Here is a 23,538-nt window from a genome sequence, read left to right as displayed (position 1 = left end):
GCATCCGGGCCGGGACGGTCCTGGTGGGGACGTCGGGATGGCGCTACCCGCCGTGGCGCGGCACGTTCTACCCGACCGGGCTGGTGCAGCGTCGTGAGCTGGAGTACCTGTCGCGGCGGGTGACCTCGATCGAGATCAACGGCTCGTTCTACGCGCTGCAGCGCCCGGAGAGCTACCGGGCATGGGCCGGGCAGGTGCCGCCCGGGTTCGTGTTCGCGGTGAAGGGCCCCCGGTTCGTGACGCACCTCAAGCAGCTGCGCGACGTCGCGGTCCCGGTGGCGAACTTCCTCGCCTCCGGGGTGCTCGGCCTCGGCCCGGCGCTCGGCCCCGTGCTGTGGCAGCTCCCGCCGCGGATGCGGTTCGACGCCGGCCGGGTCGCGGAGTTCCTGTCCCTGCTCCCCGCGACGACCGCGGCCGCCGCCCGCGCCGCCACCGGTCACGACGAGCGCCTCGACGGCCGGGCACTCGTCGAGACCGACGCCGACCGCCCGCTGCGGCACGCGGTCGAGCCGCGGCACGAGTCGTTCCGCGACCCCGCGTTCACCGCGCTGCTGCGCGAGCACGGCGTCGCCCTGGTGCTGTCGGACTCCGCGGGTACCTGGCCGGTGTTCGACGAGGTCACCGCCGACCTGGTCTACCTGCGGCTGCACGGCCAGGGCGAGCTGTACTCCGGCGGCTACACCGCCGAGGCCCTCGACGGCTGGGCGGAGCGCATCCGGGCCTGGCGCGACGCCGGGCACGACGTCGTCTGCTACTTCGACAACGACGCGAAGGTCCACGCACCGACCGACGCCCGGGCCCTGATCGACCGCCTCGACTGACCTGTTCGGCCGACTAACGGCGCGTCTGAACGGACCTGTCCCCACATTTGTTGATAAGAGCGCCCGGCAAATGAGGTCGTGGGGGTGTCGTTGCAGGTAGAGGCACGGACCCTCCAGGCGACCATCAGGACATCAGCAATCCCATGATCACTTGCAGGTCCGTGCCTCTACCTGCAACGACACCCCCACGACCTCATTTGCCGGGCGCTCTAAGACGTCGTTTCAGAAGTGGTGGGCCCGGTTCTGCCGGTGACGGCGGGGCTGGCAGCATCGGCTGATGGTCGCGCCTCGTGTGTCTGAGAAGACGAAGATTTTCGAGTTGGAGATCGTCCTGACCGAGGTGGTGCCGGCGGTCCGGCGTCGGGTGCAGGTGCCGGGCGAGGTCGACTTGGCGGTGTTGCACGAGGTGGTGCAGTCAGTGATGGGCTGGACGAACTCTCATCTGCACGAGTTCGAGATCGTCGGGCGCCGCTACGGGATCCCAGACCCGGACTGGCCCGGACAGGATGTCGCCGACGAGACGAAAGAGAAGCTGTTTCGGCTGGTCAAGGCTGGTGACCGGTTCGGTTACGTCTACGACTTCGGTGACAACTGGGCCCACGAGATCACCGTCGAGGCGGTCGCGGCCGTCGAGCCGGGAGTGTGCTATCCGCGATGCGTCGCCGGGCAGGGGGCGTGCCCGCCCGAGGACGTCGGCGGGATCGGGGGGTATGAGGACTTCCAGGCCGTGCTCGCCGACCCTGACCATCCCGACCGCGCCGAGCGCCTGGAGTGGGCGGGCGGGCCGTTCGACCCGCACCGCTTCGACCCTGACGAGGCCGACCGGGCCTTGGAGTGGCTGGCCTGGCGGCCGCTGGCCCCGACCTCGTAGGCGAGTGCCTCAGCGAGGGCTGGGTCGACCATCACTTCGGCTTCGGCTTCGGCTTGGTGAGGCGGCGGTGGCAGATCAGGGCGCAGGCCAGCGATAACAGCGCGGTGATCGTGGATTCGGCGCGGTCGTAGCGCAGCGCGAGGCGGCGGAAGTCCAGCAGCCAGGACATGGTGCGCTCGACGACCCAGCGGACCCGCCCGAGCCGGGTGGAGTCCTCGATCCCGCGCCGGGCGATCCGCACCCCGATCCCACGCCCACTCAGGTAGCGGCGGCAGCGGGGATAGTCGTAGCCCTTGTCGGCGTGCACCTTGTCCGGCCGACGTCGCGGACGCCCCGGCTGTCCCGCCCGTTCGCGGACGCCGGGGTTGGTGTCCAGCAGCGGGGCGAGCATCCGACTGTCGTGGGTGTTCGCCCCGGTGACCAGCGCATGCAGCGGGAGCCCGCCTCGGTCGCAGAGCACGTGGTACTTGCTGCCCGCCTTCCCGCGATCGGTCGGCGAGGGCCCGGTGGCCTCGCCGCGGCGCTTGGCCCGCACGCTCACGCTGTCCACCGCCGCCCGCGACCAGTCCAGCAGGCCCTGCTGGGCGAGGCGGTCGAGCATCACCCGGTGCAGCTGGGCCCAGACCCCGGCCTGCTGCCACTGCCGTAGCCGCCGCCAGCAGGTCACTCCGGACCCACAGCCGAGCTCGGCGGGCAGCGCGTTCCAGCTGATCCCGGTCTTGAGCACGAACACGATCCCGGCCAGAGCGGCCCGATCCGGCACCCGCGGACGGCCTGTCCGTCCCCGCTTGTGCTTGCGCGGCTTGGGCAGCAGCGGCTCCACCAGCGCCCACAGCTCGTCGCTCACCAATCGCTCGACACAAGATCGCCGCGCCACGACCGGACATGATCAGCTACCAGCGCCGATCCACACAGGACCGACACGCCGACTTCTGAAACGACCTCTAAGGACGGGCCGGCTGATACGCGGGCCGGCGTCGCCGCGACAGCCGTGTCGTGACCACTCCGCAGAACCGCCACGGCGCCCCGGACCTCTCCGGCCCGCCGCAGCAGCAGTCCGGCCCGCACCGTGTCCCGCAGCAGTACCCGGGCCCCCAGGGCCCCGGCCGCCACCAGCAGCAGTACGCGCAGGACCCGCGCGGTGCCGCGCCGCAGGGCTGGGCGCCGCACCACCAGCCCCGGCCGCAGCACTCCGGCGGAAACCCGAACCCCTACTACGACGGCCACCCCGAGGTCCCCTTCGGCGGGCCGCCCTTCGGCCGCACCAACCCGGGTGGACTGCCGCAGCAGCAGGCCCGCGGCCCCCGGCAGCAGGCCACCGGCGCGCAGCCCTGGCCGAGCTCGGCCCAGCGGGCCGGCGTCCCGCAGCAGCGCACCGCGGCCCCCGCCGCGGCCCCCGCCGTCGCGCCGCGCAACGGCTTCGGCGTCACCGCGCTGGTGCTCGGGATCGTGGGCCTGCTGTTCTCCTTCATCCCGATCATCGGGATGATCGCCTGGCCGCTGGTGCTGCTGGGCCTCCTGTTCGGTGTGCTCGGTGTCGTCCGGGCGAGCAGGGGCCGGGCGGACAACCGCGGCGTCGCGATCGCGGGCACCGTGCTCTCGGCGATCGGGTTCGTGGTCTGCGTCCTCTACGCCTCGGTGTTCGCCGCCGCGGTGTCGGGTCTGCCGACGACCGTGCCGACCGCGGCCCCAGCCGTGTCCGCGCCCGAGTCCGACGCCGTCGCGTCGGCGCCCGCGGCCGCCGGTGGTGATGTGATCACCTACGAGGTCACCGGGTCCGGCACCGCCGGGAACATCACCTACGTCAAGGACGACACGATGGGGATGGAGCAGGTCAACGGGACCTCGCTGCCGTGGACCAAGGACGTCACCTTCGACTCCGGCGTCCTCACCTTCCAGCCGCTGTCGCTGATGGCCCAGTCCGGGTCCGGCGGGAACGGTGAGATCACGTGCCGCATCCTGCGCAACGGTGAGGAGATCACCTCCTCGACCAGCTCGGGTCCCTACGCGGTCGTGAGCTGCAACGGCAGCTGACCCACCACCCGTACGCCGGGACGCTCGACAGCGACGCGCCCCCGCAGTCGCTGGCGTGGTCACGCACGACGAGCGTCCCGACGGACGACGAGGCCCTCCCCGGGGACGCCCGGGGAGGGCCTCGTCCGTGTCCGGCCCGGCGCGGGGCCGGGACTCAGCGGCCGGCGCCGACCAGCCGGTCGTCGCCGGACCGGGAGCGGGACCGGACGGCGCGGACGACCACGGCCAGCACCACGAGCAGGAGCAGTCCGTACAGGCTCGCGGCGATCGGGCTGTCCACGAGCGCGACCGGGTCGCCCTCGCTGACCGCGAGCGCGCGGCGCAGCTCGGTCTCGGCGAGCGGGCCCAGGATGACGGCGATCAGCATCGGGGCGACGGGGATCCCGTAACGACGCATCGCGAACCCGAGCAACCCGATCAGCAGCACGAGGACCAGGTCGAGGATCTTCGCACTGGTCGCGTACACGCCGAGCATCGCGAAGACGCTGATCCCCGCGTAGAGATAGTGCTTGGGGACCTGCAGCAGCTTCGCCCACAGCGGCGCGAACGGCAGGTTGAGGATGAGCAGCACGACGAGCCCGACGAAGAAGCTCGCCAGCAGGGCCCACACCAGGTCCGGTGCCCGTTCGAACAGCAGCGGCTCCGGCTGCAGGCCGTACTGGCGGAACGCGGCCAGCAGGATCGCCGCCGTGGCCGAGGTCGGGAGCCCGAGCGCGAGCAGCGCGCCCATGGCGGTACCCGCGGTGGCGTTCCCGGCCGCCTCCGGCCCGGCGACGCCCTGGATCGCACCCCGGCCGAACATCGGGTCCGCACGCCGTGCGTCGAGCCGCCGCTCGGTGCCGTAGGCCAGGAAGGTCGGCACCTCGGAGCCGCCGACCGGGATGATCCCGAACGGCAGGCCGGTGGCGGTGCCGCGCAGCCACGCAGGCAGGGCCGCGCGGAACTCGGCGCGGGACAGCCACGGACGCCCGGGGGAGCGGAGGATGCTGTGGTCGTCCGGGACCCCGCGCCGGGCCGCCTGGTGGAAGACCTCGGTCAGCGCGAGCAGCCCGACCGTGATGACGATGATGTCGACCCCGTCGAACAGCTCGGGCAGGCCCCCGGTGAGGCGGGCGGCACCGGAGATGCCGTCGATGCCCACCACCGAGATCGCGAGGCCCAGCGCCAGGGCCGACAGGCCCCGGACGATCGAGTCGGTGACCACCGCCGCGATCGCGACGAAGGCGAACACCGCCAGGGCCAGGTACTCCGCCGGTCCGAACACGGTGGCCAGCGCGGCCAGTGACGGCGCGAAGAACACCACGAGCACCGCGGCGACGACGCCGCCGACGAACGAGGCGATCGCCGACGCGGCCAGTGCCTGGGCGGCCCGTCCGCTGCGGGCCATCGCGTGCCCCTCGATGGACCCGGCGATCGCGGTGGAGTTGCCGGGGGTGTTCATCAGGATGCCCGAGATCGAGTCCCCGAACAGGCCGCCGAACAGCACCCCCGCGAACATGATGAACGCGCCGATCGGGTCGAGCGAGAAGGTCACCGGGAGCAGCAGGGCCACGGCCATCGCCGACCCCAGGCCGGGCAGCACGCCGACCGCGGTGCCCAGCAGCGCGCCGACGAGGACCCACAGCATGTTCATCGGGGTGAGGACGGTCGCGAAGCCGTCTCCGAGCTGGGTCAGGGTGTTCATCCGAGGACTCCTGCCAGTACGCCGGGGGGCAGGCCGAGCCCCAGGCCGGCGGAGAAGGCGAGCTGCACCGCCGAGGACACGACGAGCGCGAGGAACAGGTCGAACAACGGCCGGCGGCTGCCCAGCGCGCGGGCCATGCCCCAAAACAGCAGGGCGCCGGAGAGCAGCCAGCCGACGGGCTGGAGGACGGCGATGAACAGCACGACGACGCCGACGGCCTCCGCGAGCCCGCGCCGGTCGGCCCGTGGGCGGGTCGGTGCGGCGGCGGGGCCACCGGTCCCGGTCCCGGCGTCGACGCCACCGGGTGCCGGTGCGGGGTCGGCACCGTCGGTGGCCGGGCGGTGCACGTCGGCGGGCTCCGGACGGCGCAGCACGTCGACGGCGAGTGCGACGGCGAGCACGGTGCAGAGGATCGCGGCGATGACCGGGAAGACCTGGGGTCCGGGGAAGGTCGCCGTGGAGGGGACCTCCATCGTGATCGCCCCGACGGCCAGCGTCACGCCGCCGCCGAGCAGTACGACGGGGACGAGCAGGCCGGTCCGGCGGCACCAGAAGCCGGAGCCGGCGGTCTCCGCGACCGGTCGGGCCGGGTCGGTGGTCGGGGTGGAGGTCACAGTCCGAGCTCCTCGATGATCGCGTTTACGCGGGCCTGGTCGTCGTCGATGAAGCGGTCGAACTCGGCGCCCGCCAGGAACGAGTCCTCCCACTTGTTGCGGGCGAGGGTGTCCGCCCAGCGGGGACTTCCGGCCATCTCGGTGACCAGGGAGGTGAGCTCGGCGCGCTCGGCGTCGGTGATCCCGGGCGGGGCCACGACGCCGCGCCAGTTCGACAGGGTCACCGGGACGCCCTGCTCGACCAGAGTGGGTACCTCGATGCCCTCGACCGGCTCCGGTGCGGAGTAGGCCAGCGCCCGCAGGTTCCCGGCCTCGATCTGGTCGGCGAAGTCGTGGAAGCCGCTGATCCCGACGGTCACGGTGCCCGAGAGCAGCGCGGTCAGCGCCTCGCCGCCCCCGGAGTAGGCGATGTAGTTGACGGCGGCGGGCTCGACTCCGGCGCCGCGGGCGGTCAGCCCGGCGAGCAGGTGGTCGGCGCCGCCGAGACCGCCGCCGCCGACGGCCTGGCCGTGCGGGTCGGCCCGCCAGGCGTCGAGGAAGTCGCCCAGGGTCCGGAACGGTGAGTCCGCCGGCCCGACCAGGACGAGATAGTCCTCGGCGAGCCGCGCGATCGGGGTGGTGTCGGCCAGGGTCGCGGCCGACCCGTTGACGGTGATCGCGCCCTCCATGACCGTCCCGGTCATCATCAGCTGGGTCGGGTCGGGTCGGGGCCGATGTCGGTGAAGCGCGCCAGCCCGATCGTGCCGCCCGCCCCGGGGACGTTGACCACCTGGACGTTGTTGACGATCGACTCGGCGCGCAACACCTGCTGGGCCTCGCGCAGGGCGAGATCCCAGCCGCCGCCGGGCGCGGCGGGTGCCATCAACGTCAGCGACGAGCGCGGGTCGGCGCCGGTGGCCGACCCGCTCGCGTCGATCGCGGCGAAGCCGGTCAGCACGAGCGTCGCCACGATGCCCAGCGCCGGCAGCACTCTCCTGGTCACAGACACTCCTTTGTGAGCTGTTCGGGACGGGTCAGCGGTGGGCCACGGTGGTTCCGCCGAAGGCGCCGTCCGCGCCCGCGGTGGAGATCTCGTCGTCGGAGTAGCCGAGCTCCCGTGCCAGATCGGCGGTGTGCTCGCCGGCCCGCGGCAGGTCGCGCCGCAGTGGCAGGCGTGCGCCGTCGAGCTCCAGCGGCAGCGACGGCAGCCGGACCGGGCGGCCGTCGGGCAGCGTGACCTCGGTCAGGGCGCCGGGCTCGGCGAGGTGCGGGTCGTCGAAGAGGTCCTCGGGCCGCTGGATCGGTGCGAAGGGCAGCCGGGCGCCCCCGCAGAGCCGGACCACCTCCGCACGGCTCATCGCGCCGAACGTCGAACGCAGGCGCGGGATCACGCGGTCACGGGCGGCGACCCGCTGGGCGTTGGTCGCCAGCCCCGGGTCGCCGGCCAGGTCGGGCAGGTCGAACGCGGCGCAGAAGGCCTGCCACTGGGTGTCGGACACGACGCCGACGAAGACCTTCTCCCCGTCGCCGGTGTCGAACACGTCGTAGACGGCCCATGCCGAGAGTCGTGCGGGCATGGGTGCCGCGGCGGCCCCGGTGACCGCGTACTGGGCCATGTGCTGTCCGACGAGGAAGACGTTGTTCTCGAACAGCGAGCTGCGCACGAGCTTGCCGAGCCCGGTCCCGCGTCGCTCGTAGAGCGCGGCCACCACGCCCATCGCCGCGAACATCCCGCCCATGACGTCGTTGACCGAGGCCCCGGCCCGCAGCGGGCGGTCGGGCGGGCCGGTCATGTAGGCCAGCCCGCCCATCATCTGGACGACCTCGTCGAGGGCGGCGCGCTGCTCGTAGGGCCCGGAGAGGAACCCCTTGAGGCTGCAGTAGACGAGTCCGGGGTTGTCGGCCCGGAGCTCGTCGTAGCCCAGGCCGAGGGCCTCGAGACCGCCGGGCCGGAAGTTCTCGGTGACCACGTCCGCGGTGCGGACCAGGCGCCGCACGAACTCGATGCCCCGCTCCGTGCGCAGGTCCACCGACACCGACCGCTTGTTGCGGTTGAACATGGGGAAGAAGCCGGCACCGGAACCGGGCAGGGCGCGGGTCTTGTCCCCGGCGCCCGGAGGCTCGATCTTGATGACGTCGGCGCCGAGATCGGCGAGCACCAGGCCGCAGGACGGTCCCATGACCATGTGCGAGAACTCCACGACCCGCACGCCCTCGAGCGGCAGGCGACGGGCCTCGGCGCTCACGCCGCCACCGCCGCGTAGCGGAACCCCTTGGTGAGGCCGGCCTCGGCGACCATCCCGTGGAGTTCCTCGCCCGGGAGGCCCTCCCGGACCAGGTCGCGGGCGGCGAGCAGCGCCTCGATGTCGACGCCGGTGCGCAGGCCCATCGACTCCAGCAGGAAGACCAGATCCTCGGTGACGATGTTGCCGCTGGCGCCGGGGGCATAGGGGCACCCGCCCAGCCCGGCCAGGGACGAGTCGAACGTCCGCACCCCGACGTCGAGCGCAGCGACCACGTTGGCCAGGCCCTGGCCGCGCGTGTTGTGCAGGTGCGCGCCACCGGCCCGGTCCCCGAGCTCGGCCGACAGCCGGGTGAACAGCCGCCGTACCCGGGCGGGGTCGGCGTAGCCGGTGGTGTCGGAGAGTCCGACCGAGCCCGCTCCGGCGGCCGCGGCCCGGACCGCGTACTCGATCACGCGATCCTCGTCGACCGGACCTTCGATGGTGCAGCCGAACGCGGTGGACAGGCCGACCTCCACCGTGAGCCCGGGGTGCTCGTCCCGCAGCGCGCAGACCTGGGCGACCTGCTCGAGGGCCTCGGCCGGGCTCATGCCGATGTTGGCGCGGCGGTGCGAGTCCGAGACCGAGACCGGCATCGTCAACGACCGGGCCCCGGCCGCGACGGCGTGGCGTGCCCCCACCAGGTTCGGGACGAGAGCCAGGACCGTCAGGTCCGGGATCGACCGGGCCCGGGCCACCACCTCGCCGGTGTCGGCCAGCTGCGGGAGCCGGGAGGGCGGGACGAAGGAGCCGACCTCGATCTCCCGGAGGCCTGCGGCGGCGAGCGCGGCGATCCACCGGTGCTTGACCTCGGTCGACATCACCCGGTCGACGCTCTGCAGACCGTCCCGTGGCCCGACCTCGCTGACCAGGACGTCCACCTCGGACGTCCGGGACGTCCGCGTCGCCGTCGCTTCCATCGCGGCCTCTCCGTTCTGTCGGACAGACTGTCAGTCTGTTTGAGAGAACGTAAGCGACCGCGCGGACGAGCGTCAAGGAGGATGTCGTTCCGTCTGCCAGAATGACGCGGGCGTCGTGGCCGATCGGTCGCGGCACGACGGGACCACGGGAGGGCCGAGGTGGCGGGGCAGGCGAAAGAGCAGCGCGTGGAGGCCGTCGAGCGCGCGTTGACGCTGCTGGAGGCGTTCGCGGAGGGGGCGGACCGGTTGTCGCTGGCCGAGCTGGCCAAGCGGACCGGGTACTACCGGAGCACCATCCTGCGGCTCGCGGCGTCACTGCAGCGGATGGGCTACCTGCACCGCGACGCCGAGGGCGGCTACCGGCTCGGGCCGACGCTGTGGCGCCTGGGTTCGCAGTACCAGCGCGCCTTCCGGCTCGCCGACTACATCCGGCCCGCGCTGGCCGAGATCAGTGCCGAGACCGGCGAGAGTGCGGCGTTCTACGTGCGTGAGGGCGACGAGCGGGTGGTGCTCTACCGCGTCAACAGCGACCGCGCCACCCGCCACCACATCGAGGAGGGCTCGGCGTTGCCGCTCGACCGCGGCGCAGGCGGTCGGATCCTGACCGTGTACACCGGCGGCGACGACGAGCACGCCGAGCAGATCCGGAGGCAGGGGTACTACGTCTCCGACGGGGAGCGCAGCCCGGAGGCCGGGGCCGTCGCGGTGCCTGTCTTCGGGATGGACGGCCGCTTCGTCGGGGCCCTCGGCGTCGTCGGGCCCCGGCACCGGATGGACGCCGACCACCGCGACCGGATCACGGAGCTGCTGGTGCAGCACGCTGAGCGGGTCGGCCGACAGCTCGGCGGCCGCTGAGCAGCGGTCAGCGGCTCGCCGCCCGCCGGTACTGCCGGCTCGCCAGCGGCGCGAACACCGCGACGATCACGACCGACCAGATCAGCACGTACAGCACCGGGTGCTGCAGCGGCCAGGCGGCCGAGGCGGAGGCCTCGGCCGGGATCGCCCCGTCGTTGCCGAAGAGGGTCCGTGCGGCTGCGGTGACCGCCGAGACCGGGTTCCACTCGGCGAACACCCGCAGCGGGCCGGGCAGCGAGTTCAGCGGCACGAAGGTGTTCGCCAGGAACGTCACCGGGAAGATCACGATGAACGACGCGTTGTTCACGACCTCCGGGCTCGGCACGAGCAGCCCGACGAACGCCATCACCCACGAGAACGCGTACGCGAACACGATCAGCACCGCGAACCCGGCCAGCGCCTCGCCGACCGAGGTGTGGATCCGCCATCCGACCAGCAGCCCGGTCAGCGACATCACGACCAGCACGATCAGGTTGTTCACCACGTCGGACAGGGTCCGGCCGGTCAGCACCGCCGACGACGACATCGGCAGCGAGCGGAACCGCTCGATGATGCCCTTCTTGACGTCCTCGGCGAGCCCGGCCCCGGTGTTCGTGGCCCCGAAGATGACGGTCTGGGCGAAGATGCCGGCCATCAGGAACTCGCGGTACCCGGCCCCGCCGCCGGTCGGGTCGATCGCGCCGCCGAAGACGTAGGCGAACAGCAGCACGAACATGATCGGCGACAGCGTCGTGAAGACCAGCAGGTCCGGGACGCGCTTGATCTTGATCAGGTTGCGCTTGGCGACGACGGTCGCGTCGGCCAGCACGGTGGCGGCGGCGTTCACGCGTCCGTCCCCTCGGTCTCGGTGGGGCGCCCGGTCAGGGTGAGGAACACGTCGTCGAGGGTGGGGCGGCGCAGGCCCGCGTCGTCGACCTTGGTGCCGGCGTCGGCGAGCCGGTCCAGCGCGGTGCGCAGCACGTCGACGCCACCGCTGACCGGCATCGTCAGCGAGCGGCGGTGCCGGTCGAGCACGGCCTCGCCGACCCCGAGCGGGGCGAGCAGGGCCGCGGTGGTCTCCAGGTCCTCGGCCAGGCTGGTGGTGACCTCGAGCCGCTCCCCGCCGACCTGGGACTTCAGCTCGTCGGCGGTGCCGCGGGCGATGACCCGGCCGTGGTCGATGACCACGATCTCGTCGGCCAGCGCATCGGCCTCCTCCAGGTACTGCGTGGTGAGCAGCAGCGTCGTCCCGCGCGCGACGAGCCTGCGGATCACGTCCCACAGGTCGTTGCGGCTGCGCGGGTCCAGCCCCGTGGTCGGCTCGTCGAGCAGCAGCACCGGCGGGTCGGCCACGAGGGCCCCGGCCAGGTCGAGCCGGCGGCGCATCCCGCCGGAGTAGGTCCGTGCCGGACGGTCCGCGGCGTCGGTCAGGCCGAAGTCGGCCAGCAGCTCACGGGCCCGGTCGCGGGCCCGGCGACGCCCCAGGTGGTAGGGCCGCCCGACCATCTCGAGGTTCTCGAAGCCGGTCAGGTACTCGTCCACCGCCGCGTACTGCCCGGACAGGCCGATCCGGCTGCGCACACCGGCCGGGTCGGCCAGCACGTCGACCCCGGCGACGGTCGCCTCGCCGGCATCCGGCGTCAACAGTGTGGTCAGCACCCGGACGACGGTCGTCTTGCCGGCGCCGTTCGGTCCGAGCAGGCCGAGCACCGTCCCCTCCGGCACCGACAGGTCGACCCCGTCGAGTGCCCGTACCGACCCGTAGGTCTTGACCAGTCCCGTGGCGCGGATCGCGTCCGGCATCGTGATGTCCCCCTCGAAAGGCCTGAGCGGACGCCACTGTGCCCTACCACCCTGACAATCCGGCCCTGTTTCCGCTCAGCGGCGCGCGTGCGCCACCAGCATCCGCCGCCCGACGAGCATCAACGCCGCCGCCACCAGCATCACCACGGCGTTGACCGTCCACGCCGTCGGGAAGCCGGCGTGGGTGGCCAGCGAGCCGAAGACGATCGGCCCGGCGAAACCGCCGGCGTAGACGCCGACCTGCACGATCGACGTCGCCGCGGCCGGCGCGGACGGGTTGAGCCGCACCACCGCGAACTGCAGCAGGCCCGGCCACGCCCAGCCCAGCCCGAACGCCAGCACCACCCCGACGACCAGCGCGGGCGTCCCGGGCACGGCCAGCAGCAGAAACCCACCGGCGCCCGCGGCGAGGCTGGCCGCGACGACGGCGACGTGGCCGCCCGAGCGCATGTCCGCGAGCCATCCGTGCAGCATCCGCACCGACAGCCCGACGACGCTGCCGAGGGTCAGCATCAGTCCGGCCAGGCCGGGGTCGATCCCGCGGTCGACCGCCGACGCGACCAGGAAGATGCCGAGCGCGGTGGCCGTCCCGGCGGCGAGCCCGGAGGCCGCGCCGATCACCGCGAGCGCGGCCGTCGCCCGGTCGCCCTTCCCGGCGCGGGCCACCGGGCGGACGTCGGTGCGGGGGCAGGCGAGCAGCGCCGCCAGGGCCAGTGCCGCACCGATCCCGTAGGCCCAGCGCCAGCCCACGGTCAGCGCCACCGCGGGCACGGACAACCCGGCCAGCAGCGTCGCCGCCGGAATCGCGGCCTGCTTCACCCCGAACGACAGGCCCATCCGGTGTGCCGGCACCGAACGCGCGAGCGTCAGGTTCGACGACAGCTGGCCCATCACGTTGCACCAGGCGCCGCAGAGCAGCAGGACGACGAGTGCGGCGTAGGACCGCGCGCCCAGCGCCAGGGCCGCCATCAGCACCGCCGCCCCGACGACGGCGACCCGGCTGGTCACCCGCGACCCGACCCGCTCGACGACCATCCCCACCGGGACCGAGCACAGCGCGCTGACCCCGAAGTACAGCGCGACGACCAGTCCCAGCCCGGACGGGTCGAAGGCCAGGTCGCGCGACAGCTGGACCGACAGGGCGCCGGTGAGGAACACCGGGAGCACCGACGCCGTCGTCACGACCACCGCGCCGGTGGCGACGCGGAAGGCGGACGGCGTCGAGGTGTCCGTCGTGCCCGGTTCGGTTGCGATGCTCACGTTCAGCAACGCTAACCGATATGCGTCATCCCTGGATGCGGGAGTCCCCGCGGCCGGCCCACTCCTTCTCGCGGAGCTCGAACTTCTGGACCTTGCCGGTGGAGGTCTTGGGCAGCTCGTCGACCAGCTCGACGTACTTGGGCGCCTTGTAGCGGGCGATCCTCGTCTTCACGTGGTCGATCAGCTCCTGCGGCTCGGCGGAGCGGCCCGGCTTGAGCACCGCGAAGGCCTTGCCGACCTCGCCCCACTTCTCGTCCGGCACCCCGACCACGGCGGCCTCCAGCACGGCGTCGTGGGACACGAGGGCCTGCTCGACCTCGACGGTGGAGATGTTCTCGCCACCGGAGATGACCACGTCCTTCGCGCGGTCGCGGAGCTCGACGTAGCCGTCGGGGTGCACGACGCCCAGGTCACCGGAGTGGAACCAGCCGCCGCGGAACGCCTCGGCGGTCTTCTCCTCGTCGCGGTGGTAGCCCTTCATGACGTTGTTGCCGCGCATCACGATCTCGCCCATCGTGGCGCCGTCCCGGGGCACGTCGGCCATCTGCTCGTCGACCACCCGGACCCGGTCGGCCGACACCATGCCGACGCCCTGGCGGGCCTGCAGCCGGGCGCGCTCCTCGGCGTCGAGATCGTCCCAGGCGTGCTGGTACTGGTTCACCGCGTACGGCCCGTAGGTCTCGGTCAGCCCGTAGACGTGCACGATCCGGAACCCCATCCGCTCCATCTGCAGGATCGTCGTCGGCGACGGCGGTGCGCCCGCGGTGGTGATGACCAACGGGTAGTCCAGGGTGACGGCCTCGGGCGCGTTCATGATCGTCGTGACCACGGTCGGAGCGCCGTTGAGATGGGTGACGCGGTGCTCACCGATCAGCTGCCAGATCCGGTCACCGCGGACCTCGCGCAGGCACACGTGGGTGCCACCGATCGCGGTCACCGCCCAGGGGGTGCACCAGCCGTTGCAGTGGAACATCGGCAACGTCCACAGGTAGACGGCGTCGGCGGTGTGCCCGGAGTGGACGATCTCGCCGAAGGAGTTCAGGTAGGCGCCGCGGTGGTGGTACTCGACGCCCTTCGGGTTCCCGGTCGTCCCCGAGGTGTAGTTGATCGTGATCGTCGCGCGCTCGTCGTCGACCGCCCACGGCCGCGGGTCGTCGGAGCCGCGGGCGAGCAGGTCGGCGTAGGAGACACCGGACCCGACGCCGTCGCCGGGCGCGGCCGGGTCGACGACGGTGACGATCTCGCGGACCGTCGCCAGCTCGTCGGCGACCGGGCGGACCGTGTCGTACAGGACGGCGTCGACGACCAGCACCGTCGCTGCGGAGTGGTCGAGGATGTAGCGGACCTCCTCGGTCGACAGGCGGGTGTTGATCGCGACCAGGACCGCGCCCGCCAGCGGCACCGCGAAGTGCGCGACGAGCATCTCGGGCACGTTGGGCAGCAGGTAGGCGACCCGGTCACCGGGCTCGACACCGGACGCGACGAGCGCGTTCGCCACCCGGGTCGCCTCGGCCGCGAACTCCGCGTAGCTGTGCCGGCGGTCGCCGTAGACGATCGCCGTGGACTCCGCGAACACCTCGGCCGAGCGGCCCAGGAAGGCCAGCGGGGTGGTCCAGACGTCGGTCGTCGCGCCCTGTGTCACGGTCGGCTCCTTCGCAGGCGGTGCACTCGTCGCGGCGATCCTGCTCGCCGCGAGGAGTCCCCGGCAACCTGCGACGGCGGCACCGACCGCCCCGGGTCCGTTGCCCCGCTCCTCGACCGCCGGAGCGTGGTGCCGTTGCTTCGCCCCTCGACCGCCGGGGCTCAGTCCTCGATCGTGATGGCGGCCTTGGGGCAGCTGCGCGCCGCCTCCTCGACCTTCGGCCGCAGCGACTCGGCCGGGTTCTCGTCGAGGATGTAGAGGTAGTCGTCGTCGCGCACCTCGAAGACCTCAGGCGCGACACCCATGCAGACCGCGTTGCTCTCGCAGCGGTCGAAATCCACGATGACCTTCATGGAGTCCATGGTGCCCCCGTCCGGGCGACGCCGCAGGACTGAGGCCGCCCTGACCTGCGGTTATGCTTCCCTTCCTCGGGTGGGAAGGTCGCAGGTCAGTGGCCGTCGAGGGTCCGTGCGGCGGTCGGCAACGGCTGCGGCGCGAGGTTCGCGCGGGCCTGCACGGGTGTCGGCGACGGAGTGGTGTGCGGTACCCCGGTGAGCAGCGCGGTCGTCGCACGCGTGGTGACCGGCAGGCTGCCGGCCGTCGACAGGCGTACCTCGTCGGGTTCGAGCATCGCGGCCACCCCGAGCAGCGCGCCGAGCGCCACCGGGGCGGCCAGGGCCGCGAGTCGCAGTCGCACCGGGTCCACGGGACACCTCCACGTCGACGACCACGCGGGGATGCCGGGGAGCGGCAGTGGCCGTCGACCAACCATCGGGGAGCGACCGCCCGCCGTTACCGCCATCGGGTGGCCCGGTCAAGCGGGACCGGCCCGGACCACCCGATGGGAGCGCTCACTCCCGGCGCAGGACCGGGCGCAGGGTGTCCAGCACCGACGGGTCGTCGATGGTGGAGGGCACCGGCTCCTCGGCACCGTCGGCGATCCCGCGCATCGTCTTGCGCAGGATCTTGCCGGAGCGGGTCTTCGGCAGGGCGGGGACGATCGCGACGTCCTTGAGGGAGGCGACCGCCCCGATCTGGTCGCGGACCATCTGCACGAGCTCGGCGCGCAGGGTGTCCTCGTAGCCCTCGGCGTCGCTGTCGACACCGGACTTGAGCACCACGAACCCGCGCGGGATCTGCCCCTTCATGGTGTCCGCGACGCCGATCACCGCGCACTCCGCGACGTCCGGGTGCGAGGCGAGGACCTCCTCCATCCCGCCGGTGGACAGGCGGTGCCCGGCGACGTTGATGACGTCGTCGGTGCGGCCCATCACGAACACGTAGCCGTCGGCGTCGAGGTGGCCGCCGTCGCCGGTGAGGTAGTACCCCTCGAACGCCGACATGTAGGAGCTGACGTAGCGCTCGTCGTCGTTCCACAGGGTGGGGAAGGCACCGGGCGGCAGCGGCAGCCCGGCCACGATCGCGCCGTCGACACCGGGTTCGGCGGGGCGGCCCCGTTCGTCGAGGACCTGGATGTCCCAGCCGGGCATCGGGCGGGTCGGCGAGCCGGGCTTGATCTCCAGCAGCTCGATCCCGGCCGGGTTGGCCGCGATCGGCCAGCCGGTCTCGGTCTGCCACCAGTGGTCGATCACCGGGATGTCCAGCAGCTCCGAGGCCCAGCGGTGGGTCTCGGGGTCGAGGCGTTCGCCGGCGAGGAACAGGTAGCGCAGCGAGGAGACGTCGTACTGCCCGAGGAACTCGCCCCGCGGATCCTCCTTCTTGATCGCCCGGAACGCGGTGGGCGCGGTGAAGACCGACTTCACGTCGTTGTCCTGCACGACCCGCCAGAACTGCCCGGCGTCCGGCGTCCCGACCGGTTTTCCCTCGTAGAGCACGGTCGTGGCCCCGGCGAGCAGCGGTGCGTAGACGATGTAGGAGTGGCCGACGACCCAGCCGACGTCGGACGCGGTGAAGATCGTCTCTCCGGCACCGACGTCGTAGATGTTGGGCATCGACCAGTTCAGCGCGACGGCGTAGCCGCCGCTGTCGCGGACGACGCCCTTCGGCTTGCCGGTGGTGCCGGAGGTGTAGAGCACGTAGAGCGGGTCGGTGGCCCTGACCGGGACCGGGTCGGCGGGCGTGGCGTGGGCGAGCGCGTCGGCCCAGTCGACGTCGGTCGGGCCCAGCGACGCGGTGGCCTGCTCGCGCTGCAGGATCACCGTCGAGTCGGGCTTGCGCTCCGACAGCGCGATGGCCCGGTCGAGCAGCGGCTTGTACTCGATCACCCGCGTGCCCTCGATGCCGCAGGACGCCGAGACGACGACCTTCGGACCGGCGTCGTCGATCCGGACGGCGAGCTCCTTGGCGGCGAACCCGCCGAACACCACGGAGTGGACCGCGCCCAGGCGGGCGCAGGCCAGCATCGCGATCGCGGCCTCGGGGACCATCGGCATGTAGACCACGACCCGGTCGCCGTGGCCGACGCCCTGCTCCCGCAGCACGCCCGCGAACAACGCGACCTCGTCGCGCAGCTGCGCGTAGGTGTAGGTGCGGCGCGAGCCGGTGACCGGCGAGTCGTACACGAGCGCGGTGCGCTCGCCGTGGCCGGCGTCGACGTGGCGGTCCAGCGCGTTGTGCGCGACGTTCAGCTCGCCGTCGGGGAACCAGCGGTAGAAGGGCGGTGTCGACTCGTCGAGCGCCCGGGTCGGCGCGACGTGCCAGTCGATCCCCTCCGCCGCGCGCAGCCAGAAACCCTCGCGGTCGTCCACGCTGGAACGGAAGATCTCCTCGTAGGTGGTCACCGGTGTCCTCCCGTGGCGTGCCGGCGGCCGACGGTGGCCGCGTCGTGTCGCCGACGACCCTAGGAGCTGCCACCGACAGTGCCCAGACTTCGTCCGGACGGACCGGTCCGGAGGGACGGGCCGCTCGTCGACCACGCAACGCCGATCGTCGCAGTGTGACCGGTCGTTCGCGTAACGTGATCGGGTGACGACCCGACACAGCGCGTGGGGGACCCGTCCGATCCGCGGCCGGGCCCGGACGGGAGGCGGTGCCGGTGCGGTCCGACGGGGATGCGGTCCGGTGGCGTGCGCGTCGGGTCCACGCGGGCGTGGCGGTGTGCGGGACCCTGCTCGCCGGACTCGTGGCCGCGGGCTGCGGCCCGGCCCCCACCCCGCTGCCGGCCGCGGCCGCCGCCGCGACCTGCGCTCCTGGCTGGACGGCCGCCTGGCACGCCGCGCAGCAGGCCGTGCCCGGGGACAGCCTGACCGGACGGACCCTGCGGATGGTCGTGCGGCCCGGGGCGACGGGGGAGCAGCTGCGCCTGCGGCTGTCCAACCGGCACGGCGACGGCCCGCTGCGGATCGCGGCGATGACCGTCGGGACCGCGGGCCCCGGCGCTGCGGTGACCCGGCCGGTGCCGCTGACCGTCGGTGGCGCGCCCGTCGCGGACCTCCCGCCGGGTGCGGAGGTGCTGACCGACCCGGCCCCGGTCGCGAGCGTCGCCGGCGGGCCGCTGACGGTGAGCCTGTTCCTCGCGCAGGTACCCCGCACGATCGGCTCGCACCCGGTCGCGATGCGCACGGCCTGGCTCTCCGGGCCCGGGGACCGGACCGCGGCGCCGGACCCGGCGGGCTTCGACACGACCCTGCAGTCCTGGCCGGTGCTGACCGGGCTGGAGGTCCTCGCGCCCCGCCCGGACGGCGCGGTGCTCGTCATCGGCGACTCCCTGGTCGACGGCGTCGGCAGCACCCCCGACGGCGACGACCGGTTCCCCGACCAGCTCGCGGCCCGGCTCGCCGCGGCCGGCGGGGACCGGCCGATGACCGTGCTCAACGCGGGCCTGTCCCGCAACCGCCTGCTGCAGGACGACCCGCCCGCCGGTGGCGACGCCCCGCTGAACCGCTGGGACGACGACGTGGCGGCGGTTCCCGGTGTGCGCGACGTCGTGCTGCTCGTCGGTACCAACGACCTCGCCGCGGGCGCGTCCGGCGCCGACCTCGTCGAGGGACTGCAGGCCTTCGCCCAGCGGGCCCGCGCGGCCGGGCTGCGCGTGTTCCTCACCACCGTGCCGCCCTCGGTGAGCGGCGGCCGGGACGCCCCTGCGGTCGTCGCGGCGCGGGACGAGGTCAACGCCTGGCTCCTCGCGGACGGCCGGCGCTGGGCCGACGGGGTGATCGACGCCGCCGCGGCGCTGGGTGATCCGGGTGACCGGCGGCGCCTCCGCCCCGACCTCGACTCGGGTGACGGACTGCACCCCTCCGCCTACGGCTACCGGGTACTGGCCGCGTCGGTGCCGGTCGGCGAGCTGTCCGGCAGCGTCTGCCGCACCAGGCCCCGGAGCTGAGTCGGACCCGTCGACGGCAGCGTTGGGTGACCGCCCGTCACCCGGGAAGGGGCATGCGGCCTCCCCGCACGATGGGTAACGTCTTGGTCACGGCCACAGCACGTGGCGGTACCGATCGGACCTCGGCATCGCGGCGCGTCCCACAGGACGGCCCCGGACGGGTCCTGACGGCCTACGGGGAGGCCTCGTGACCATCGGCGCGAAGCGCGGCATCGACGACGACACCAGTTCCATCCCGGCGCCGCGGAACGCGGCCGACGCCTTCAAGGTCTCCGACGACCAGGTGCAGCGCGCCCGGCTCGTGGTCGCCCGGAACTCGGACGACTCCGAGGACCTGCGCGAGCTGCTGGACATGCTGGGGCTGATCTCCGGCAACCCGGAGCAGCCACCACCTGTGGCTCGGTGACCTGCGGCGACGCCGTAACCGGGGGGTGGTTGCAGGACCCCCCGGGGCGGTGTCGTAAGGTTTGTTCACTCCCAACGGACAGCCGTTGAGGGAAGGACGGGGCTCTCGGGCCCGGTCCCAGCCCCCATCGTCTAGCGGCCTAGGACTCCGCCCTTTCAAGGCGGCAGCGCGGGTTCGAATCCCGTTGGGGGTACCGGGAGAGGTGTCGGATACGATTCTTCTCACGAGAGCAAGGCCCAGTGGCGCAGTTGGTTAGCGCGTCGCCCTGTCACGGCGAAGGTCGCGGGTTCGAGTCCCGTCTGGGTCGCTCCACTCTCTGGATCTCCGGTTCGTCGGAGGCCGGGGCCAGGTAGCTCAGTTGGTACGAGCGTCCGCCTGAAAAGCGGAAGGTCGGCGGTTCGACCCCGCCCCTGGCCACACTCTCTTACCAGCGGGTTCTCCGCACTTCTTTTTCCCGATCATTCCGCTTGACGGCAACGGTGACGGCAACGCGGTCATCCGATCCTCCCGTCGAGCTTCTGCAACGCGGCCCGCTTCTCGGTCAGTGACGCGTGTGCGTAGATCTTCATGGTCACGCCGATGTCGGAGTGGCCGGCGATCTCCCGGCCGATGTGCGGCGGCACGCCCAGGTCGAGCAGCAGCGTGACGCAGGTGTGCCGGAGGTCGTGGAACCGGACGCGGTGTGCGCCCACCCGGGCCCGCAGCGGGTACCAGGAGCGGCGCAGGTTGTCCGGCTCCATCGGCGTACCGATCCGGCTCGGGAAGACCAGGCCGTGGTCCTGCCACGCGTCGCCGGCCTCGGACGCCTCCCAGGACTGCGCGGCGCGGTGCTTGCGCAGGACGTCGAGGCAGCGCCCGACGAGCGGGAGCGTGCGCTCCGAGGCGTCGGTCTTGGCCGGGACGAAGCGCAGCTCGCCGTCCACCCGCTGGAGCGTCTGCACGATCTCCAGGTGCCCGGTGTCCAGGTCGACGGCGGACCAGCGCAGGCCGAGCAGCTCGGCGCGGCGCATGCCCAGGTAGAGCGTCAGGACGTAGAGCGCGTGCAGCCGGTCGTCCTGGCTGGCCTCGATCAGCTCGTGGGCCTGGTCGGCGCTGATGCCCCGGTTGACCCGGTACTTCGGCGAGGGCACGCGCACGAGCTGCGCGACGTTGCGCATGATCAGCTCCTCGCGGACCGCGTTCTGCAGGGCGTTCCGCAGGACGGCGTGCACCTGCTGGAGCGTCCGGGTGGACGGGAAGCTCTCGCAGCACCGTCCGACCGCGCAGCACCGGCGGCGCTTCTCCGGGCGTCGCGCGTCGATCTCCTCGGCACAGCATCGGCAGCGGTTCTGCACGTGGGCCAGGAGCCGGCGGACGTCGGCCGCCTGGAGCGCGGTGAGCCGCCTGGTGCCGAGCACCGGGACGATGTGCACCCGCACGACGACCTCGTAGCCCTGGTGGGTCTTCGGCTTGCTGTTCGGTCGGACGACGTGCTCCAACCAGTACGCGAGGTACTCGCCGACCTTCCAGCTCCGGGTGGGCATCGGGATGCCGTCGCGGGACTGGCGCTGGAGGGCGGCCAGCTTCTCGACGACCTCCTTGCGGGTGCGGGCAGACCCGCTTCCGCCGGATCGTGCCGTCCGCGATCAGGACGTAGCAGGCGCCCTCGTAGCGGCCGTCCTGGCGCTTGTAGATCGTCCCCTCGCCGTTGGCGCGCTGCTTGCCGGTGCGCGGTGCGGGGAACCGCTCGTCGGGCGTCGGTTCGGTGCTCACGCGACCGCACCCCGTCCCGTCCGTTCGCGGTCGGCGATGGCCTCCCAGGAGCGTGCAGCGTCGAGCCAGAACCGCACCTGCTCGTCCGCGGAGGCCCGAGCCTCGATGACGGCCAACCGGTGGACGCGGTGGGCGTCGAGCCGGTCGGAGGCGGACCGTTCGAGCACCGCCCACCAGCGGGCCCGACGGCTGTGCAGCTCGACGAGACGGCGGGCGTGCGCGACGTGCTCGGCGGCCGTCGCCGGGTGGTGTGCGTGGAGACCGGAGAGCGCGGTGGTCGTCCGGTCGAGGCCGGCCAGGACGACGTCCAGGAACAGCGACCGGCGACGGACATAGAGGGCGCTGCGGGCGGGGGCGGTCATGCCGCGTCCTCCCCGAGCGACTCGACGAACTCCCGCAGCGCCTCGGCCGGGATGAGGCGCGCGCGGCCGACCTTGTGGGAGCGGAGCTGACGGGTCCGCATGAGGTCGTAGACGCGGCTCGTGCTCATCCTCAGCACCTCGGCGGCCTCCTTGACGGTCAGCAGCAGCGGGTCCATGTCAGGGCTCCTTCCGTGCGGTCGTGGCGATGCGGTCGCAGTACTCGGCGTAGGCGCCGAGGTAGGGGACCCGGACGCGGACGAGATTCCGGCCGGGGGCGGAGAGGACGGCGACCCCGGGCTTGGCGGTCGCGTGGCGTTGCGCGAGCTCGCGGACAGCCGGGCCGTGCAGCATCTCCAGCGAGTCGCCGGGGACGCGGAACGAGAGGCGCAGGGCGTACTGGTCGCGGGCGTATCCGCCGCCCATCGCCTCGGTCTCGGCGCGCTGCGCGAGCGTGATGACGCGGAAGCCGACCTTGCGGCCCTCGGACAGCAGCCGCAGGTTCGCGGCCCGGATCCGGTCGAGGACGGAGCGCTCGCCGCGTCCGGGCTTCGGCATGGCGCCGGCGGCCCGGAGCAGGCCGGGGAACTCCTCGACGACGACCACGAACAGCGGCACGGCCGGGGACGGCTGGATCTTGTCCACACGGTCCGGCAGCGCGGCCAGGCGCTCGTCCATCACGCTGACGAGCCGTTCCAGGAGCGCCGCATGCTCCTCAAGGTCCGCGGTGCCGGTGGCCTGCCACCGCCGGTGCGCGGTGCCCGTGTAGGGCCGGCCGAGCAGTAGGCCGGTGATGTCCGAGCCCGCGATCCGGACGTCGTCGGCCGCGGCGAGCTGGGCGAGCAGGCCGTAGGCGAACTGGGACTTCCCAGCGCCGTTCTGGCCCTGGAGCGCGACGTGCGCGGCGTCGGCGAAGGCGTGTCCGAGCGCGTCGCCGAACTCGTCGCGTCCGAGCAGGACCGGGTCCTCGCACGTCTGCACCGTGATGCGCGGCAGCGCGAACGGCTCGGAGAGCGGGTCCTGATCGGCGGACCCACCGGCCACTGTGCGGCACCACGCGGAGCGTCTCGAACCCGAGGCTGTGCGCCAGCCGGTCGCCGACCCGGGACAGGTCCTGCGGCTCCTGGCCGGGCAGCAGCTTGACGAGCATCGTCGTCGGACGGTCCACGACGATCCGGCCGACCTTGGGCGTGCGGACGGTCGGCCCGGTGGCGGTGTCGGTGGTCCGGCTGACGCCGACGCCCTCGCAGGCGTCCCGCCAGACGAACCGCAGGTGCTCGGCGAACGCCCAGCACTCCTGCTCGTGCTCGCGGTCGGCCCGACGACCGGCCCAGGGGCGCCGTGTGCGGCCGAACCAGCCGCCGCCGCGTGATCGGTCGGACGGGAACGGGAGGAGCGCAGTGGCGGTCATGACGCCCTCCGCGGCACCGGAAGGAGGGCGGGGGAGAGGGCGGCGGTGAATGCCCAGTCCCCGCACTCCGGGCACTCACCCAGCGCGGGCGGGTACTCGGTCTCGCAGCCGCGGCAGACGAACACGACGCCCGGGTCGGTCTCGGCGGCCATCAGCTCGCCTCCGCCTGCTTGGCACGCGGGCCGGTGGCGGCCAGCGAGCGGACCTCCTGGCAGCGGTACCAGACCTGCGCACCGACGACCTGGCCCTCGCGGTTCTTTTTGTCCATCACGCCGATCTCGAACCCGACGAGCTGCACGGGCTCGGCCGGCCCCAGCTCGGCGCCCGGCTGGTGGTGGGCCGTGATGCCCACCTTGATGATCTCGTTGGTCGAGCGACCGAACTGGCGGAAGCTCGCGACGAGCTGCACCTCCCACTTCGGCACGCCGTCCTTGGACGTCTCCTGCACGTCGGAGCCGAATCGCGTCTTCGGCTCGCCGGACAGGAACAGCACGCGCTCGAACGTCGCGGCCTGGTCGATGGCGTAGATCTGCGGCACTGGAATCACCCCGTGGTGTCGGTCCTCTAGATAGGTTCGACGG

Annotated in this window: 26 protein-coding genes and 3 tRNA genes; 9 read left to right on the top strand and 20 right to left on the bottom strand. The window is 72.9% G+C overall.

What is annotated here, in order from left to right:
• The first annotated feature begins 2 nt into the window (after nucleotides 1-2).
• Nucleotides 3-821 carry a DUF72 domain-containing protein gene (locus KPF47_RS32600; RefSeq protein ID WP_224392623.1) on the top strand — a complete coding sequence of 273 codons (819 nt, stop codon included), beginning with the start codon at nucleotides 3-5 and terminating at the stop codon, nucleotides 819-821.
• Between the two features lie 277 nt (nucleotides 822-1,098).
• Nucleotides 1,099-1,692, top strand: a complete 594-nt coding sequence (locus KPF47_RS32595; RefSeq protein ID WP_224386178.1) for a plasmid pRiA4b ORF-3 family protein — start codon at nucleotides 1,099-1,101, stop codon at nucleotides 1,690-1,692.
• Nucleotides 1,693-1,723: 31 nt separating this feature from the next.
• Here KPF47_RS32595 and KPF47_RS32590 read toward each other — a convergent pair whose 3' ends face one another.
• A complete protein-coding gene (locus KPF47_RS32590) occupies nucleotides 1,724-2,569 on the bottom strand; it encodes an IS5 family transposase (RefSeq protein ID WP_224386179.1) in 846 nt (281 codons plus the stop codon).
• A 119-nt stretch (nucleotides 2,570-2,688) separates the two neighbouring features.
• Between KPF47_RS32590 and KPF47_RS40580 the strand changes: the two genes are divergently transcribed.
• Nucleotides 2,689-3,726 (top strand): MmpS family transport accessory protein, encoded by a 1,038-nt coding sequence (locus KPF47_RS40580; RefSeq protein ID WP_224392585.1) that lies wholly within the window; start codon nucleotides 2,689-2,691, stop codon nucleotides 3,724-3,726.
• A 154-nt stretch (nucleotides 3,727-3,880) separates the two neighbouring features.
• Here KPF47_RS40580 and KPF47_RS32580 read toward each other — a convergent pair whose 3' ends face one another.
• Genes KPF47_RS32580 through KPF47_RS32555 form a run of 6 tightly spaced genes read right to left on the bottom strand, consistent with a single transcriptional unit; the run spans nucleotide 3,881 to nucleotide 9,166 of the window.
• Entirely contained in the window at nucleotides 3,881-5,410 is a 1,530-nt protein-coding gene (locus KPF47_RS32580) for a tripartite tricarboxylate transporter permease (protein ID WP_224392584.1), read from the bottom strand.
• Nucleotides 5,407-6,024: a tripartite tricarboxylate transporter TctB family protein gene (locus tag KPF47_RS32575; protein ID WP_224392583.1), complete on the bottom strand. Its 618-nt coding sequence runs from the start codon at nucleotides 6,022-6,024 to the stop codon at nucleotides 5,407-5,409. Before KPF47_RS32575 ends, KPF47_RS32580 begins: the two co-directional genes overlap by 4 nt.
• A complete protein-coding gene (locus KPF47_RS32570; protein WP_224392582.1) occupies nucleotides 6,021-6,707 on the bottom strand; it encodes a tripartite tricarboxylate transporter substrate binding protein in 687 nt (228 codons plus the stop codon). Before KPF47_RS32570 ends, KPF47_RS32575 begins: the two co-directional genes overlap by 4 nt.
• A gap of 2 nt (nucleotides 6,708-6,709) precedes the next feature.
• A complete protein-coding gene (locus KPF47_RS32565; RefSeq protein WP_224392581.1) occupies nucleotides 6,710-7,006 on the bottom strand; it encodes a hypothetical protein in 297 nt (98 codons plus the stop codon).
• Between the two features lie 31 nt (nucleotides 7,007-7,037).
• Entirely contained in the window at nucleotides 7,038-8,249 is a 1,212-nt protein-coding gene (locus tag KPF47_RS32560) for a CaiB/BaiF CoA-transferase family protein (protein WP_224392580.1), read from the bottom strand.
• The gene (locus tag KPF47_RS32555) at nucleotides 8,246-9,166 is read right to left on the bottom strand and encodes a hydroxymethylglutaryl-CoA lyase (protein WP_224392579.1); all 921 of its coding nucleotides are present in this window, start codon (nucleotides 9,164-9,166) and stop codon (nucleotides 8,246-8,248) included. Before KPF47_RS32555 ends, KPF47_RS32560 begins: the two co-directional genes overlap by 4 nt.
• A gap of 225 nt (nucleotides 9,167-9,391) precedes the next feature.
• Between KPF47_RS32555 and KPF47_RS32550 the strand changes: the two genes are divergently transcribed.
• Nucleotides 9,392-10,060 carry an IclR family transcriptional regulator gene (locus KPF47_RS32550; protein ID WP_224392578.1) on the top strand — a complete coding sequence of 223 codons (669 nt, stop codon included), beginning with the start codon at nucleotides 9,392-9,394 and terminating at the stop codon, nucleotides 10,058-10,060.
• Between the two features lie 7 nt (nucleotides 10,061-10,067).
• Here the strand turns inward: KPF47_RS32550 and KPF47_RS32545 are convergent, their stop codons facing one another.
• The 7 genes from KPF47_RS32545 to KPF47_RS32515 form a co-directional block, all read right to left on the bottom strand.
• Entirely contained in the window at nucleotides 10,068-10,886 is an 819-nt protein-coding gene (locus KPF47_RS32545) for an ABC transporter permease (protein ID WP_224392577.1), read from the bottom strand.
• Nucleotides 10,883-11,842, bottom strand: coding sequence for an ATP-binding cassette domain-containing protein (locus KPF47_RS32540; protein WP_224392576.1), 960 nt, complete (start codon nucleotides 11,840-11,842; stop codon nucleotides 10,883-10,885). Before KPF47_RS32540 ends, KPF47_RS32545 begins: the two co-directional genes overlap by 4 nt.
• A 75-nt stretch (nucleotides 11,843-11,917) precedes the next feature.
• A complete protein-coding gene (locus KPF47_RS32535) occupies nucleotides 11,918-13,102 on the bottom strand; it encodes an MFS transporter (protein ID WP_224392575.1) in 1,185 nt (394 codons plus the stop codon).
• 25 nt (nucleotides 13,103-13,127) lie between these two features.
• Nucleotides 13,128-14,744 carry a long-chain-fatty-acid--CoA ligase gene (locus KPF47_RS32530; RefSeq protein ID WP_224392574.1) on the bottom strand — a complete coding sequence of 539 codons (1,617 nt, stop codon included), beginning with the start codon at nucleotides 14,742-14,744 and terminating at the stop codon, nucleotides 13,128-13,130.
• A gap of 161 nt (nucleotides 14,745-14,905) precedes the next feature.
• The gene (locus KPF47_RS32525) at nucleotides 14,906-15,097 is read right to left on the bottom strand and encodes a ferredoxin (RefSeq protein WP_224392573.1); all 192 of its coding nucleotides are present in this window, start codon (nucleotides 15,095-15,097) and stop codon (nucleotides 14,906-14,908) included.
• 95 nt (nucleotides 15,098-15,192) lie between these two features.
• Nucleotides 15,193-15,450 (bottom strand): hypothetical protein, encoded by a 258-nt coding sequence (locus KPF47_RS32520; protein WP_224392572.1) that lies wholly within the window; start codon nucleotides 15,448-15,450, stop codon nucleotides 15,193-15,195.
• A gap of 145 nt (nucleotides 15,451-15,595) precedes the next feature.
• A complete protein-coding gene (locus KPF47_RS32515; protein ID WP_224392571.1) occupies nucleotides 15,596-17,485 on the bottom strand; it encodes a propionyl-CoA synthetase in 1,890 nt (629 codons plus the stop codon).
• A 308-nt stretch (nucleotides 17,486-17,793) separates the two neighbouring features.
• Here KPF47_RS32515 and KPF47_RS40575 point away from each other — a divergent pair, with 308 nt between their 5' ends.
• The 5 genes from KPF47_RS40575 to KPF47_RS32490 all read left to right on the top strand — a co-directional run bounded on the left by KPF47_RS40575 (nucleotide 17,794) and on the right by KPF47_RS32490 (nucleotide 19,852).
• Nucleotides 17,794-19,029, top strand: a complete 1,236-nt coding sequence (locus tag KPF47_RS40575; protein WP_224392570.1) for a GDSL-type esterase/lipase family protein — start codon at nucleotides 17,794-17,796, stop codon at nucleotides 19,027-19,029.
• A gap of 187 nt (nucleotides 19,030-19,216) precedes the next feature.
• Nucleotides 19,217-19,435 (top strand): hypothetical protein, encoded by a 219-nt coding sequence (locus KPF47_RS32505; protein WP_062399816.1) that lies wholly within the window; start codon nucleotides 19,217-19,219, stop codon nucleotides 19,433-19,435.
• Nucleotides 19,436-19,555: 120 nt separating this feature from the next.
• Nucleotides 19,556-19,628 (top strand) — tRNA-Glu (locus KPF47_RS32500).
• Nucleotides 19,629-19,668: 40 nt separating this feature from the next.
• Nucleotides 19,669-19,742: transfer RNA gene (locus KPF47_RS32495), tRNA-Asp, on the top strand.
• Nucleotides 19,743-19,778: 36 nt separating this feature from the next.
• Nucleotides 19,779-19,852, top strand: a tRNA-Phe gene (locus KPF47_RS32490).
• Between the two features lie 77 nt (nucleotides 19,853-19,929).
• On the opposite strand, the gene xerC is transcribed toward KPF47_RS32490, so the two are convergent.
• The 6 genes from xerC to KPF47_RS32460 all read right to left on the bottom strand — a co-directional run bounded on the left by xerC (nucleotide 19,930) and on the right by KPF47_RS32460 (nucleotide 23,495).
• Nucleotides 19,930-20,958 carry a tyrosine recombinase XerC gene (gene xerC, locus KPF47_RS32485; protein ID WP_224392569.1) on the bottom strand — a complete coding sequence of 343 codons (1,029 nt, stop codon included), beginning with the start codon at nucleotides 20,956-20,958 and terminating at the stop codon, nucleotides 19,930-19,932.
• 225 nt (nucleotides 20,959-21,183) lie between these two features.
• Nucleotides 21,184-21,549: a hypothetical protein gene (locus KPF47_RS32480; protein ID WP_224392568.1), complete on the bottom strand. Its 366-nt coding sequence runs from the start codon at nucleotides 21,547-21,549 to the stop codon at nucleotides 21,184-21,186.
• Complete coding sequence (locus KPF47_RS32475; protein WP_085916174.1) at nucleotides 21,546-21,725, bottom strand: helix-turn-helix domain-containing protein; 180 nt, start codon at nucleotides 21,723-21,725, stop codon at nucleotides 21,546-21,548. Before KPF47_RS32475 ends, KPF47_RS32480 begins: the two co-directional genes overlap by 4 nt.
• A gap of 1 nt (nucleotide 21,726) precedes the next feature.
• Nucleotides 21,727-22,590 carry an FtsK/SpoIIIE domain-containing protein gene (locus KPF47_RS32470; RefSeq protein WP_224392567.1) on the bottom strand — a complete coding sequence of 288 codons (864 nt, stop codon included), beginning with the start codon at nucleotides 22,588-22,590 and terminating at the stop codon, nucleotides 21,727-21,729.
• Between the two features lie 363 nt (nucleotides 22,591-22,953).
• Nucleotides 22,954-23,109: a hypothetical protein gene (locus KPF47_RS32465; protein WP_158092328.1), complete on the bottom strand. Its 156-nt coding sequence runs from the start codon at nucleotides 23,107-23,109 to the stop codon at nucleotides 22,954-22,956.
• Entirely contained in the window at nucleotides 23,109-23,495 is a 387-nt protein-coding gene (locus KPF47_RS32460) for a hypothetical protein (RefSeq protein WP_224392566.1), read from the bottom strand. Before KPF47_RS32460 ends, KPF47_RS32465 begins: the two co-directional genes overlap by 1 nt.
• Nucleotides 23,496-23,538: the final 43 nt, after the last annotated feature.

Source organism: Pseudonocardia sp. ICBG1293, from assembly GCF_020131355.1.
Lineage (GTDB): Bacteria > Actinomycetota > Actinomycetes > Mycobacteriales > Pseudonocardiaceae > Pseudonocardia.
Note: the sequence above shows the minus strand (reverse complement) of the source record. Positions and strands in the feature narration are given on the sequence as shown.